This is a genomic window from Sphingopyxis sp. (assembly GCF_035998965.1).
Lineage (GTDB): Bacteria > Pseudomonadota > Alphaproteobacteria > Sphingomonadales > Sphingomonadaceae > Sphingopyxis.
Map to the genome: position 1 here is coordinate 1 of NZ_DASYHE010000089.1, position 12,338 is coordinate 12,338.

The 12,338-nt window shown below is 63.6% G+C and carries 15 protein-coding genes; 3 read left to right on the plus strand and 12 right to left on the minus strand.

The features are described 5' to 3' along the window. The 9 genes from VGN68_RS15565 to VGN68_RS15605 all read right to left on the minus strand — a co-directional run. Nucleotides 1-646: DUF2231 domain-containing protein (locus VGN68_RS15565; protein ID WP_327477765.1), on the minus strand; the 646-nt coding region annotated here is incomplete at its 3' end. Between the two features lie 86 nt (nucleotides 647-732). Then, the gene (locus VGN68_RS15570; RefSeq protein ID WP_327477767.1) at nucleotides 733-1,182 is read right to left on the minus strand and encodes a DUF411 domain-containing protein; all 450 of its coding nucleotides are present in this window, start codon (nucleotides 1,180-1,182) and stop codon (nucleotides 733-735) included. A gap of 58 nt (nucleotides 1,183-1,240) precedes the next feature. After that, nucleotides 1,241-1,624 carry a DUF305 domain-containing protein gene (locus VGN68_RS15575; RefSeq protein ID WP_037472990.1) on the minus strand — a complete coding sequence of 128 codons (384 nt, stop codon included), beginning with the start codon at nucleotides 1,622-1,624 and terminating at the stop codon, nucleotides 1,241-1,243. Nucleotides 1,625-1,672: 48 nt separating this feature from the next. Beyond that, entirely contained in the window at nucleotides 1,673-2,971 is a 1,299-nt protein-coding gene (locus VGN68_RS15580) for a copper resistance protein B (protein WP_327477769.1), read from the minus strand. Then, the gene (locus VGN68_RS15585) at nucleotides 2,961-5,003 is read right to left on the minus strand and encodes a copper resistance system multicopper oxidase (protein ID WP_327477771.1); all 2,043 of its coding nucleotides are present in this window, start codon (nucleotides 5,001-5,003) and stop codon (nucleotides 2,961-2,963) included. The genes VGN68_RS15580 and VGN68_RS15585 overlap by 11 nt, the downstream gene beginning before the upstream one ends. Before the next feature lie 88 nt (nucleotides 5,004-5,091). Then, nucleotides 5,092-5,664, minus strand: a complete 573-nt coding sequence (locus tag VGN68_RS15590) for an RNA polymerase sigma factor (RefSeq protein ID WP_327477773.1) — start codon at nucleotides 5,662-5,664, stop codon at nucleotides 5,092-5,094. Further along, nucleotides 5,661-6,080 (minus strand): periplasmic heavy metal sensor, encoded by a 420-nt coding sequence (locus VGN68_RS15595; protein WP_313922333.1) that lies wholly within the window; start codon nucleotides 6,078-6,080, stop codon nucleotides 5,661-5,663. Before VGN68_RS15595 ends, VGN68_RS15590 begins: the two co-directional genes overlap by 4 nt. Before the next feature lie 20 nt (nucleotides 6,081-6,100). Continuing rightward, nucleotides 6,101-6,379, minus strand: a complete 279-nt coding sequence (locus VGN68_RS15600; protein ID WP_327477780.1) for a hypothetical protein — start codon at nucleotides 6,377-6,379, stop codon at nucleotides 6,101-6,103. A gap of 590 nt (nucleotides 6,380-6,969) precedes the next feature. Then, nucleotides 6,970-9,114, minus strand: a complete 2,145-nt coding sequence (locus VGN68_RS15605) for a TonB-dependent siderophore receptor (RefSeq protein WP_327477782.1) — start codon at nucleotides 9,112-9,114, stop codon at nucleotides 6,970-6,972. A 294-nt stretch (nucleotides 9,115-9,408) separates the two neighbouring features. Between VGN68_RS15605 and VGN68_RS15610 the strand changes: the two genes are divergently transcribed. Genes VGN68_RS15610 through VGN68_RS15620 form a run of 3 tightly spaced genes read left to right on the plus strand, consistent with a single transcriptional unit; the run spans nucleotide 9,409 to nucleotide 11,166 of the window. Further along, complete coding sequence (locus VGN68_RS15610) at nucleotides 9,409-9,774, plus strand: DUF7673 family protein (RefSeq protein ID WP_004212937.1); 366 nt, start codon at nucleotides 9,409-9,411, stop codon at nucleotides 9,772-9,774. A gap of 37 nt (nucleotides 9,775-9,811) precedes the next feature. Further along, nucleotides 9,812-10,207 (plus strand): hypothetical protein, encoded by a 396-nt coding sequence (locus VGN68_RS15615; protein WP_062069509.1) that lies wholly within the window; start codon nucleotides 9,812-9,814, stop codon nucleotides 10,205-10,207. Continuing rightward, nucleotides 10,204-11,166 carry a tyrosine-type recombinase/integrase gene (locus tag VGN68_RS15620; protein ID WP_004212934.1) on the plus strand — a complete coding sequence of 321 codons (963 nt, stop codon included), beginning with the start codon at nucleotides 10,204-10,206 and terminating at the stop codon, nucleotides 11,164-11,166. Before VGN68_RS15615 ends, VGN68_RS15620 begins: the two co-directional genes overlap by 4 nt. On the opposite strand, the gene VGN68_RS15625 is transcribed toward VGN68_RS15620, so the two are convergent. The 3 genes from VGN68_RS15625 to VGN68_RS15635 are packed head-to-tail and all read right to left on the minus strand — an operon-like array spanning nucleotide 11,163 to nucleotide 12,327. Next, entirely contained in the window at nucleotides 11,163-11,783 is a 621-nt protein-coding gene (locus VGN68_RS15625) for a histidine phosphatase family protein (protein WP_062069522.1), read from the minus strand. The genes VGN68_RS15620 and VGN68_RS15625 overlap by 4 nt on opposite strands. A gap of 9 nt (nucleotides 11,784-11,792) precedes the next feature. Continuing rightward, nucleotides 11,793-12,074 carry a type II toxin-antitoxin system YafQ family toxin gene (locus tag VGN68_RS15630; RefSeq protein WP_004212931.1) on the minus strand — a complete coding sequence of 94 codons (282 nt, stop codon included), beginning with the start codon at nucleotides 12,072-12,074 and terminating at the stop codon, nucleotides 11,793-11,795. Further along, nucleotides 12,061-12,327: a type II toxin-antitoxin system RelB/DinJ family antitoxin gene (locus VGN68_RS15635; protein ID WP_004212930.1), complete on the minus strand. Its 267-nt coding sequence runs from the start codon at nucleotides 12,325-12,327 to the stop codon at nucleotides 12,061-12,063. The genes VGN68_RS15630 and VGN68_RS15635 overlap by 14 nt, the downstream gene beginning before the upstream one ends. Nucleotides 12,328-12,338 lie beyond the last annotated feature (11 nt).

Sequence of the window (12,338 nt, forward strand, 5' to 3'; positions counted from 1 at the left end):
CCCCCCCCCCCACGCCGAAGACCGCGATCAAGGTCCCGAGCCAGCGATGCGTCATCAGGATCGGGTTGCGATCGGTCAGGTAGAACCCGCCCGCGAACCAACCCAGAAACGCCGCCGCGATCGCTCCCAGCGCGCCGACCACCAGCATTATATGTGCGACATGCTGATAGTCGCGGTTGCGGCGCCACAACCCGAACAGCTCCACCCCGAACGCACCGATGAACAGTGCGATGGGAAAATGAATGACCATGGTGTGCAGCCGGCCCAGCCAGCTCACAAGCCGTTCACCGAAACTCTTGTTCTTGTTGGCGGTCTCCTCGTGCATGCCGCCCATGTCCATGTCGTCGCCGGCGATGTCGCGGCCGCCCATGTTCATGTCCACGGTCGACATAGAGCCCATGCCCATGTGGCCGTCGCCAGCGTCTGCTCCATCCTTTTTCTGAGTCTCGACTGCGCTGTTAGCACCTGGCCCGGCCCCGAGCGCATCGTGATCTTCATGCGCCGCTGCCGATGTGCTTACTGACATTGCAACCGCAAGGAGCAAAGCGAAGGCTCCGCTTCGTTTACCGCGCATCACCCAACCCCTTGTTTCGTGTTCATCAATGCCCGTTTGCCTCACCCGGCCAAATCCTTTCGTGAAACCCATCGCCCGCTCTTCAAGACGAACTGGGCCGTGGAGCTACACCAGCTGCGGCGACCGCGTCTGCCGCCCCAGCCTGAAAAAACCGCCGATCAGCTGCCGTGGCGGGCGAACAGGCGGCGCCCCCCGGGGCCGAAGGCGACCACGTCATAGGCCTGTGCCTTGACGCCCGGCACTTCCATTCCCGGCGAGCCGAGCGGCATACCGCCGACCGCGAGGCCCCGTACGCCCTCGGGCCGGGTCGCCAGAGCTCGCTTCACGTCGGCAATCGGCACGTGGCCCTCGAAAGCCATGCCATCGGCGATTGCTGTGTGGCAGGACGAGACGTCCGCTGGGACTCCCGCGCGCTTCTGCAGCGCCGGGCGATTGGAATCATCGACGACGCGCACCTGGCGCCCGAGCTGCCGCTGCACCTGCGCTGCCCACTTGGCGCAACAGCCGCAGCCGGGATCGCGGTGCATAACGATCGGGGTGGCCGCGCTGACGGCAACCGGAACCAACAAGGCTGCGGCAGTAAGCGCGGATCGTAAAGCTGTCTTCATGGAAAAACTCCTTGGTCATTCCTCCCGCCCCCTCGTGGGGCGGGAGGAACGAAGATTATCACTGAGGTCGCTTGCTCATCGACCGGAGCATCGCCTGGAGTTCACCGATGCTCTTGTTTTGCTCGGCAATAGACTTCTGAGCCATTTGCCGGGTCTTCGCATCGGGCGCCTCGCGGAGAACGATCTGCGACATGGCAATCGCACCGCGGTGATGCTCGATCATCTTGCGGGCCCACGTCTCATTTGCATTGGCGCCTTTGGCCCTCATCATCTTCTCGTGCATCGCCATCTCGGCGGGCATGAAGGGCGTGTTCATGCCAGGCATGTTGTCGTGGTTCATGCCCTGCATTTTCGAGTGGTCCATGCCTTGCATCTGCTGCTGAGCCAAAGCCGGGCTCGCTGCCATCGCCGCCAGAGCCAGAGCTGTAAGTGTCTTAAACATTGCCTGCTCCTTCTTGGACTTAGTCAACGCAACAAAGCCCAATCGGCCTCAAAACCATGTGCGAATGCCCAGAACAAGGCTGGTCGATGACGCATCCTCGCCGTCCTCGCGTGCAAAACGAGCAGAGCGGCCCACTCTGCGCTCGTATGAAACACCGATATAAGGGGCAAACTCGCGCTTCACCTCGTAGCGCAGCCGCAAGCCAAGCTCGAGGTCCGACAAGCCCGAGCCGATCCGGTCTTCCGGAACGTCTTGCGCCGCAAATTCCGCTTCGAGACGAGGCTGGAGGATCAGGCGCTGGGTGATACGCTGATCGTAATACCCTTCAACGCGGCCGAGCACGTCACCCTTGCTAGACAAGAACAGTGCGCCCTCCACATCGAAAAAGCCTGGGGCCAGGCTCTCGAACCCAACCGTAGCGTAGACACGGGAGGGGTTGGGCTTGAAGTCGTAACGAATCCCGGCCTGGAAGTCGGTGAAGGGTCCGATCGCCCGTGCATAGAGCGCCTGCAGCTCCGCCCTTTCCAGGCTTCTCCCAAAGTTCCCTTCGCCTTCGGTTTTAAGAACCAGGCGATTGATGTCGCCACCGTACCAGGCACCGCCATCCCATCGATAGGCGTCGCGACCGTCGCGGACCTGGTATTCGGCCAGATTGAATATGACCTGTGAGAAATTCTGTCCCCCGTGCATCTGCAGATGCTGCTGCGAATGCGCCATAGCGGCGGCAGAGTAGACTTGGTCCGCGGCCCGATCCGTCGGGATCGGCGGCGGCGGAGCGTTGCCGGCCGGCAGGTTGGTCCCGACCATCGTCGTCCCCGTGGTCGGAGGAGACATGCTTCCCATATCGTGACCCGCCATGCCTTGCATGGCCCCCGAACCCTGATCCATTCCCGGCATCGAACCATGGTCCATGCCCGGCATGGCACTTGGCTGGCCGGGGGCGGCACCGCCGGAGGTATCTGGCATCGCCGACATGTCGTGCCCGGCGTCAGGATTCGGGTTGGCTTCAGGCGTACTCATGCCCGGCATCGCCGTCATGTCATGACCGGCGTGAGGATCTACCACGACCGTTCCCGGTGCCGGAGGCCTGGCGGACCGATCTGCGGCGGACCTGGCCCCCGATCCCGCCTTCGCGCGCGGTATCGACCTGGCAGCGGGCTTCACGGACTTCTTGCGCGCGGCGGGCTTGGCCGCTGCTGGCTTCTTAGTGGCAGGCTTTTTCACCGTTGTCGTCTTTGGCGGTGGCATCTTCATGCCCGGCATATTGGAATGGTCCATCTGCGCGGCCGCAGATGTTGCCAAGCCAAGCGCCGCGCCGCCCGCGATCAGGAGGAGCTTAAACTGCATCGCGGTTCTCCTCGCCCATCGGGCGAACGGTCACGACACGCATCATCCCTGCGGTCATGTGATAAAGATTGTGGCAATGGAACGCCCAGTCGCCCACCGCATCGGTCGTCACGTCGAACGTCATTTTGCCGCCAGGCGCTACATTCACCGTGTGCTTGCGAGGCGCGAAGTCGCCATGCCCGGTCACCAGTTCGAAGAAGTGCCCGTGCAAGTGGATTGGATGCGGCATCATGGTGTCATTGATCAGGGTGACGCGCGCCCGCTCGTCCTTGCGGAACGGGATTGGGTCAGCGGGATCGCTGAGCTTCTGGCCGTCAAAGCCCCACATATAGCGCTCCATATTGCCGGTCAGATGGAGTTCGAACTGGCGCGCCGGGGCACGAACGTCCGGGTTGCGATCCAGCGCGACAAGGTCGCGATAAGTGAGCACGCGATGATCGACGCCTTCCAGCCCCTGCGGCGGCTCGCCCGTGCGGTCCTTCGGCATCGGCGAGATGGTCTGCACCCCAGGCCCCATCTTGACGCCGGGCGCGTTCTTGGGGTTGCGCATGTTCATGTCCATGCTCATGCCGCCGGAGCCGTGATCCATTCCAGCCATGCCGCCCGCGCCCATGCTGCCATGGTCCATCCCGGCCATGCTTCCGCTTCCCGTCTGGGGCGGGGTTGTGCCCGACGCGCCGGCACCCATCTGGCTGTGGTCCATTCCCGCCATCGCGCCGGAGTTCATTTTGCCATGATCCATGCCGGCCATGCCCGCCATCCCGGACCCAACCGCGACCGCTCCGTGGTCAGTCGGTCCCTTCCAGCCGGTTAGCTTCCACAGGTTACGCGATGCGTTCTGCTGCACAGTGGGGTCCAGGCCGCGCTTAGCCACCGGGTTCTCGTCGGACATCCCCGACATTCCCTCCATCCCTCCCATGTCCATGCCCATGTCGGTCATGGTCAGGAGCGTGCGCGGGCGGAGCGGCGGGACTGGGGCGATCATGCCCTCGCGTGGTGCCAGGGTCGCGCGTCCCATGCCGGAACGGTCGATCGCTTCAGACACGAAGCTGTAGGCGCGGTCGCCGGGCGTCACGATCACGTCGAACGTCTCGGCGACCCCTATCTGGAATTCGTCCACGGCGACTGGCCGGACGTTCTGGCCATCGGCCTGCACCACCGTCATCGGCAGGTCAGGGATGCGGACGTTGAAGTTGGTCTGCGCCGCGGCGTTGACGATGCGCAACCGAACCCGCTCCCCCGGCCGGAAGAGACCCGTCCAGTTGTCATAAGGCCCAAAGCCATTGACCAGGAAGGTGTAGGTCGAACCCGTGACGTCCGCGATGTCCGCCGGGTCCATCCGCATCTGCCCCCAGTTCAGGCGATCCTTGAGGGGCATTTCACGGCCGGCCAGCAGCCCGCTCAATGTCGGGCGCTGATAGTTGAAATAGGCACCGCCCATCTGCTTGAGCTTGCGGAAGATCTCCTCACCGGTCATCTGGCTGTGATCGGAGAGCACGATCACATGCTCGCGGTCGAATGCGATCGGGTCGGGTCCCGCGGGATCGATGACGATGGGGCCGTAGAGCCCGCCCTGCTCCTGCTCGCCCGAGTGGCTGTGGTACCAGTAGGTGCCTGACTGCACGACTGGAAATTCGTACACGAAAGTCGAACGTGCCTTGATGCCGGGGAAGCTGATGCCCGGCACGCCGTCCATTTGGAACGGCAGAATGAGGCCGTGCCAGTGGATCGAGCTATCCTCGTCAAGATTGTTGGTCACCGCGAGCCGGACCTTCTGGCCCTCCTTGAGGCGGACGAGTGGCGCCGGGACCGTGCCGTTCACCCCGATCGCGGGCGTTGTAATTCCGTCCATGACCAGCTTCATCCGGTCGATCGTCAGCGCGATTTCCGTGCCTGATACGGTCGGCAGCGGCTTGGCGATGCCGCGCGACACAGGTTGCGCCCAGGCTGGCAGATAGGCCGACATGGCCAGCGTGCCGCCGAGCATGGCGGTTCCGCGCATCACGTCGCGCCGGTTCAGATTGCGGCTCATGCTGTTCCTTCACTCCAATTCAATGCTTGCAGCCGGGGGACGCCGCCGCTGACATTACCCCTTATTACGCATGAACCAGCCCGCCCCCTCATGCGCAATTAAGAATATTCGACAATTTTATTCGCGCGCGCCGGAGCCGCGTCTCCACGGCCTTGCCGCTGATCCCCAGCGCGGCGGCAGTTTCCCCTTGGGACAAGCCTTCCACGGTCCGCAGCAAGAGCGTCTCCTTGAGCGTGGCCGGCAGCTGGGACACCGCGCGCGAAAGCCGGACTAGTTCTGCGCGATCGAAGGTTACCGCGTCGGCGCCTGGCGCCTCGTCTCGCTCACCCTCGATCGTCTCAGGCGGCAGCGAAGAGGCGAACGATAGTATCTGGCGTATGCGTCGCCGCCGAAGCCAATCGCGGCTCTTGTTGATTGCCACGCGGGCCAGCCACGCAGCGAGCGGCCGATCTCCGTCATACTTTCGCAAGTTCTGAAAGGCGGCCGCGAAGCATTCCTGAGTGAGGTCAAGCGCCTCTTCGGCATCGCCGATATGTGCACGGATCAGGCGGTAAACCGGCCCCTTGTGCCGGCGCATGATCTCGGCGAAGGCGGCCTGACGTCCAGCGAGCGTCAAGGCGGCGAGTTCGCCGTCCGTGCAGGCCGAAAGTTCAAGACTCACCGCGCGTCTGCGGTCAGCGCCTTAACCACCGCGCGGTCGAACGTCCTCGCCTGGTCGGGCCGCAGGATCTGCCGCATCGCGAACATATGGTTCAACGTCTCCTTTTGGAGCTCGCCCATCGCGCCGTGCGAACGATCGACGGCCGCCGCGACCTGCGGCCCATTGCCATGCTCGACCTCGATGGCGTCGGCGAGCCGCGCGTTGTCGGCCCTGAGTTCCAGCTCCAAGGCACGCCTTCGAACGGCGAAGCGGGACTCCAGCGTCTCGAGCTTGGTCCGTTGAGCCTCGTCCAACCCGAGCCCGTCGTGGAGCAAGCTATGAAGTTCCACGCCCGGGCTCGGTGGGGAAGGGAACAACTCGCGCCCAGCCCACACGCCTGCGATCGCTGCCAAGAACACGACGGCCGCGATCAGCATCGTTCTCCGGGCGCTGCTCGTCACTGGAACGCCAGCAAGGTCGAAGGCGCTAGCGGCGTGGCGGGCCCGAAAGGCGTCAGCGTCGGCATCTGCGCAGTCGCCGCTGCGGACGACAATCCGCTGCCCAGCACTCCCAAGACGACTGCGCCTACCGCTGCCAGCATGCCAGCCCGCAGTGTCACTCCGCTGCCGGCGCGCTGCTCCGCTGCGATTAACCGCATGACATCGCCTTCCAGTTCAGCGAGCCGGGGATGAAGCGGCTGCTCGGCAAGGCGGCGCAACGCGCTGTCTAAATCCATATCCATGTTCATTCCTCCGTCGTGCTAACATCCATTACGCACGGCCGGCGAACACCCCTCGAATCCGACGTGAACGAATACCCCGAAGCGCGAACGCCCCCGAGCGCCGCGGCGCACTCTTCCATTGCATCCAATCGTTCACAGCTCGCACGCAGGCCGGCGATCCACGCGTCCCGCTGTTTTCAAGTTCCTGATTCACCTCTGTTGGCAGGCCGAGCACAGCTACGGCGGCAACCATGGTGTTTATTAGGTTAATTGAGGATGGTGACTATTACGTGCGTGGCGGATGCGGGTAACGGCATGGCCGTGCATATGTCGACGTTTGTCGCGACCAGATAGCGCGATTGGCAACAAGCCGCCGATATTGCTCGTGAGCCGGGCAGCGGCACATGACCATTCCGCTGTCCGCAGGAGTTGGGTGACGGCAAGCGGAATGGTCCAAGAACGGGCAGCGGCGATAGATCGACACTATCGTCTTCTGGAGGAAATGGAGGGGCCATGTCTGTGTCTGCCCCCCCGCCGAGGAGGCGGTTTAGTGCGTGCTGAACAACTACGGTGAAAGCATCCAGCACCAAAGGAAAAGCCTTTGTCTAAAAGCTCATTCTAACCGTCGCTCGCGCGGTTGTCGGCGCACCGGGCATGATGTTGTTATCGTTGTAGGCGGACGAGAAATAATTGCTGTCGAGGAGGTTCTCGACGTTGATTTGCGCCTCGATGTGGGGGGTGAGCTTGAAGAACGCGGCGGCATCGACGCGGGTGAACGCAGGCAGGACGGCGGCATTGCTGACGGAGGTGAAGCTTTTTGTCTGGTGGTAGACGCCGACCCCGGCTCCCAAGCGAGGGGTGAAGTCGTAGCGGGTCCAGAGCGAAGCCTGCTGCTTGGGCACAAGCGGGACCTCGCGGCCGGCAGGAGCCGCACTCGTTGTCTTGCGGATTTTTGCGTCCTGCAGCGTGTAGCCGGCGCTGATTTGCCATTGGGGTGTGATCGCGCCGTTGAGGCCGATCTCAAGCCCTTTGCTGCGCTGCGCGCCCGTTAGCACCGTCCGCGTGGCGTCGTTGGGGTCGGTCGCGCGGGTGTTGGTGCGATCGAGCCGGTAGACGGCAGCGGTCAGGTTAAGCGTTGGGGAAACATCCCATTTGAGGCCGACTTCGTAATTGTCGAACTTCTCTGGTTCCAGCGCGGCGGTTGTTATGTCGAGCGATGAAAACTGATCGCCCGATTGCGGCAGGAAGGACCGGCTATAGCTGGCGTAGATCGAGACGGGTTGCACCGGCTTCAGCACTACCCCAAGGCGGGGAGACCAGAGGGTGTCGGTCCGGCTATAGCTCCGCCCGGCGACGAGATCATCGATGCTGAGCTTGAAGCGGTCGCGGCGAACGCCGCCGATGACATCGACATGTTCGCCGATCGAGATCTGGTCCTGCACATAGAAGGCCGTGGCGTCGGCATTTGTCCGGATAGACCGGTAGCCGGTGTTGGCGGTGGTGCGCAGCGTGACTGGCGGCACCGTGATTCGGTCAGCCAACGCGACAAAGACGCGCCGCCCTCCATTGACGATATCACCACTTCCGAAAAAGCCATTGATCCGCTGGTTGCGCGTGCGCTGATCGCCATATTCGAAGCCGGCGAGCAGCACGTGGCGGACGGGGCCGGTGGTGACGGTCCAGACGAGATCGTTCTGGTTGAGCAGGTTCTTGCGCGTCGTGGGATCGCTATATGCCTCGAGGCCGACGCTCTGGACGGCGCCGCGCGGGGTGGCCGGGGTTACCGCGAAAGTGTTTCGATAGAGCTTGTCATAATCTCCGTAGAGGACGCGACTGGTTACGGTCAGGTTGTCGCTAAACCGATGCTCGATGCGCCCGCTTAGGACCTTAGCCTCGAAATCGCTGACGTTGAATCCCGGCACACCAAAAAAGGTATCGCGAAAACCGGTAAGGGGGCGTGACGGGCTGGTCAGAGAGCCTTGGGCAGCCGAGGGAACGCCTCGATCGATCGTGCGCTTGTCATTGTTGTATTCGAAGCCCAGGTCGATCCGTGTGGTGCCGCCTAGCGATACGGCAAAGGTCGGATTGATCGCGAGCCGGCGTCCGTCGTAGAAGTCCCGGTTGCTGTTGAACTCCTCATAGACGGCGTTCAGTCGAGCCGAGGCGGACTGGCTGATCGGTTGGTTGATGTCGGTGTCGATATACCATGCGCCATATGTATCCGCCGAACCGCTGCTACTGATGAAGGCGTTGGCACCGGGGCGCTTGGTGACGCGGTTGACGATCCCACCCCCACCACCGCGGCCGAAGATCATTGCGTTGGGACCTTTCAGGACCTCGATCCGCTCTGCGTTGTAGAGGCCGCGGTAATATTGCACGTCGTCACGCAGGCCATCGACAAAGAAGTCTGCGGTGCTGTTGTTGCCGCGCAGAATGATCTGATCGCGGTGACCCTCACCCTGAGATATCACCGCGCCGGGGACATAGCGAAGCACGTCGGCGATCGAGCGCATAGCTTGATCGTCAATCTGCGCCTCGGTGATGATCGATGCCGCCTGTGGAACGTCCTTGAGACTGGTCGGAGTGCGGGTGGCGGTGCTGGTCGCATCGACCTGGTAGCCGTCCCGGACGCCGGTGACGATGATTGTTTGGCGTGCGTCCGTAGCCGGGGGAGCTGGCTGGTCCTGGGCCGTTGCGGGCACGGCCATTAATCCAAGGCCTAACGCGCCGCTTAATGTACTTTTTTTCATTTTACCCCCTTGCGAATCGTTCTCAATCTGTGCGCCGCCCTATGATATATGCAACTGCTTCGCAATAGCCGATGTCTGACTTGAAAGTGCGTGATGAAGGTAATGGTGCGCATCGACCCCCTAAGTTGGAGACGCCCGAACGGTGTGCCGCCAGATCGGTGAGCAAGCCCTGCCGTCGCTCACCAGATTAGGGGGCGAGTTCGGGATCTCGGCGCCTGCGGTGGTCGTTTCGCTAGCGTCGCGCCTCTATATGTGATAATGTCCTTTATCACACACTCTAGGGACCATGATCGCATGACCGGGACGGCCGCCACGACACCCCCGCAACGTCGCCCCGTCATCCGGGCCGTCAGTTTCGATGAGGCCGGCGCGGCGATCGGCAGCTTGCTGCCGATCGCGCGGCCGCCCACACGCGCGGCCGAAACCGGCGCATCCGGCAAGGTCGCGGATTTCCTGCTGGCCTGGTGGAACGGCGACGAGTGCGGGCATTTCCCGATCATCCACCTTTGCAACGTCGATGCCGTCATTGCCGAGGATATGCTTACGGTCATGGCCTATCTGGCGCAGGAGTCGACCACCTACGCCGATGCCTGGGGCTACCGCGACGCGATGGGCGACCTTTGGGTGCGCTATCGCGGCGACCCCGCAGAGAGCGTTTAAACGCCTCCGAAGATCCACCGCAAAAAGGGATGCCGGCATGATCGAAAATGACGACGAGGCTTTTGCCGACAACTACGCCGAGCGCGACCAAGCCAAGGCGCTGTGCGAGCAGGCGCGCGCGGGCGGGTTGCGTTTCGAGGCGTATCTACCCGGCGACATGGCCGATTGGCTGTTGGCGCAGGTCGAGCGGGGCCATTTCGTTGATCCGTCCGAGGCGGTGTTCGCGATCGTCAAGAACTTTATCGACATGGAGCCGCACCGCGATTTGCGCGACGAGCTGCTACGCCGGATATTAGACGAGTCGGTTGCGCGCGGGCTTGAGGACGTGAAGGCGGGCCGCGTTCGTCCCGCTGATGAGATGTTTGACGAATTGCGCCGGGAGCTGGCGAAGCCTCGCCCCGAGCCGGCCCGTTGGCAGAAGATCGCACGATGAACCAGCTCGCCCCCCTGCCCTCGCCGGCGCTGGCGTTGCCGGCCTTGATCGCGGCGGCCGACGACGCCACGCGGCTGCGCTTCCTTGAGTTCTTCGCCGTCACCATTCGCAACCCGCATACGCGCCGCGCCTATATGCGCGCGGCCGGCGACTTCCTGGCCTGGTGTGAGGCGCGCGGCGTCGCCTCGCTTGAGGCCGTGCAACCGCTCCACGTCGCGGCCTGGGTCGAGGCGCTGGGGCGCGAGCTGGCCGCGCCCAGCGTCAAGCAGCAGCTCGCCGGCGTGCGCCACCTGTTCGACTGGCTGGTGACGGGCCATATCGTGCCGGTGAACCCTGCCGGATCGGTGCGCGGGCCGGCGCATAGCCAGCGGCGCGGCAAGACGCCGGTGCTGGCCCCGGACGAGGCGCGGCGGTTGCTCGACAGCATCGACGTGACCACCCATGCGGGCCTGCGCGACCGCGCCCTGATCGGGTTGATGGTCTATAGTTTCGCGCGGATCGGCGCGGCGCTAGCGATGCGGGTCGAGGACGTGTTCATGCAGAACAGGCGGCTATGGGTCCGACTGCACGAGAAAGGCGGCAAGCGCCATGAAATGCCCTGCCATCACAATCTAGAGGATTATCTGACCGCCTATATCGACGGGTGCGCGCTGCGTGAGGATCGCAAGGGATCGCTGTTCCGCACGATCGCACGCGGGACTAAGCGACTAAGCGATACCCCCCTGCCCCAAGCCAATGCCTTCGCGATGGTGCGCCGGCGCGCAGGCGCGGCCGAGATCGGGACGGCGATCGGCAACCATTCGTTCCGCGCGACCGGAATCACCACCTATCTGAAAAACGGCGGCACGTTGGAGACGGCCGCGACGATGGCGAACCACAGCTCTACCCGCACGACCCAGCTCTATGACCGCCGGCCCGATGACGTGACGCTGGACGAGGTGGAGCGGGTGTTGATCTAGGCGGCGATCGCTGGCGCACATCCCCAGCGCCCGCCCTGCCAATGGAACCCTACCTGCTGCGCGTTGCTGATCGCGGGCGGCTCGCCCTTGTGCCAGAAACCGAGCATCTTGCCCCGATCGTCCAGATGAGCGTCGGCGACGATCGCGCGCGCGGCCTGGATGAATTGCCCATGCCCGAACACATAGACCAGCGAAGCGGCCGGCATGGCGGCGAGGCGGGCAAGCGCCGCCTCGCAGCGCCGGAGCAGATTGGCGAAGCTCTCCGCCCCCTCCCCGTCGCAATAATCAGGATCGGCCTCGCTCCAATAGCGTTCGAGGTGCGGCATCCGCTCGGCGCTGCGCGTGCCGTTCCAGCGCGCCGGTTGCAGATAGGTGAACTCTTCTATCGGCCAGACTTCGACCGGGACGCCGGGGAAGCGCGCGATCGTCGGCGCGGCCGTCTGCCGGGTGCGGGTATAGGGCGACGTGACGATGAGCGCGGGCGCTTGCGTCCAGCTCGCCGCGACCTGGCGCGCTTGTTCGTGGCCGTGCTCCGTCAGCTCGATCGTCGCGAGATCGCGACACGGCACGCCGGCGTTGCCTGTAGATTCGCCGTGGCGGATGAAGATCGCCCGCATATGCGTCATCTATCCGAATACCTCGCTATGCGAGCCAAGGCGCGCGAGGCGCAGCGTTTCGTCGTCGGGCTTGGCGTAGATCAGCACCAGATCGGGCTTGACGTGGCAATCGCGGTAGCCCGCCCAATCGCCGCTCAGATCATGGTCGCGGTATTTGGGATCAAGCGGCGTGTCGGTCGCGAGCGCGGCCAGGACGGGCAGAAGATCGGCATCGAGGGTCGCTCGATGTCGGCCCTTTGATTCCCGCTTGTAGTCGCGCTTGAACCGGGTCGAACGATCAATCGTCCGCATGGAGGTCCGCCATCAGCGCATCGACGCTGGCAAACTTGGTCCCCTTCCCCGCCGCCAGCTCTGCCATTGCCTCGCGTGTCGCGGCGTTCGGAACCTTGACCTCGAAAGGCAAGCGCCGTTCGTCGGCGATACGCAGCATCAGCAGCCGGATAGCGTCGGAGATCGAAAGGCCCATCGCGCCCAGCGCGGCGGTGGCGCGTTCCTTCGTCGTATTGTCGATCCTGGCGCGGACATAGGTGTCGGAAACAGCCATTGGGATTTCCT

Excerpts from the sequence above, each read along its gene's own strand:
- VGN68_RS15580 (WP_327477769.1), bottom strand. The coding sequence starts at position 2,971 with ATGCAGTTTAAGCTCCTCCTGATCGCGGGCGGCGCGGCGCTTGGCTTG.
- VGN68_RS15575 (WP_037472990.1), bottom strand. The coding sequence starts at position 1,624 with ATGTTTAAGACACTTACAGCTCTGGCTCTGGCGGCGATGGCAGCGAGC.
- VGN68_RS15635 (WP_004212930.1), bottom strand. The coding sequence starts at position 12,327 with ATGGCTGTTTCCGACACCTATGTCCGCGCCAGGATCGACAATACGACG.
- VGN68_RS15570 (WP_327477767.1), bottom strand. The coding sequence starts at position 1,182 with ATGAAGACAGCTTTACGATCCGCGCTTACTGCCGCAGCCTTGTTGGTT.
- VGN68_RS15615 (WP_062069509.1), top strand. The coding sequence starts at position 9,812 with ATGATCGAAAATGACGACGAGGCTTTTGCCGACAACTACGCCGAGCGC.
- VGN68_RS15630 (WP_004212931.1), bottom strand. The coding sequence starts at position 12,074 with ATGCGGACGATTGATCGTTCGACCCGGTTCAAGCGCGACTACAAGCGG.
- VGN68_RS15625 (WP_062069522.1), bottom strand. The coding sequence starts at position 11,783 with ATGCGGGCGATCTTCATCCGCCACGGCGAATCTACAGGCAACGCCGGC.
- VGN68_RS15620 (WP_004212934.1), top strand. The coding sequence starts at position 10,204 with ATGAACCAGCTCGCCCCCCTGCCCTCGCCGGCGCTGGCGTTGCCGGCC.
- VGN68_RS15600 (WP_327477780.1), bottom strand. The coding sequence starts at position 6,379 with ATGGATTTAGACAGCGCGTTGCGCCGCCTTGCCGAGCAGCCGCTTCAT.
- VGN68_RS15610 (WP_004212937.1), top strand. The coding sequence starts at position 9,409 with ATGACCGGGACGGCCGCCACGACACCCCCGCAACGTCGCCCCGTCATC.
- VGN68_RS15605 (WP_327477782.1), bottom strand. The coding sequence starts at position 9,114 with ATGAAAAAAAGTACATTAAGCGGCGCGTTAGGCCTTGGATTAATGGCC.
- VGN68_RS15585 (WP_327477771.1), bottom strand. The coding sequence starts at position 5,003 with ATGAGCCGCAATCTGAACCGGCGCGACGTGATGCGCGGAACCGCCATG.
- VGN68_RS15595 (WP_313922333.1), bottom strand. The coding sequence starts at position 6,080 with ATGCTGATCGCGGCCGTCGTGTTCTTGGCAGCGATCGCAGGCGTGTGG.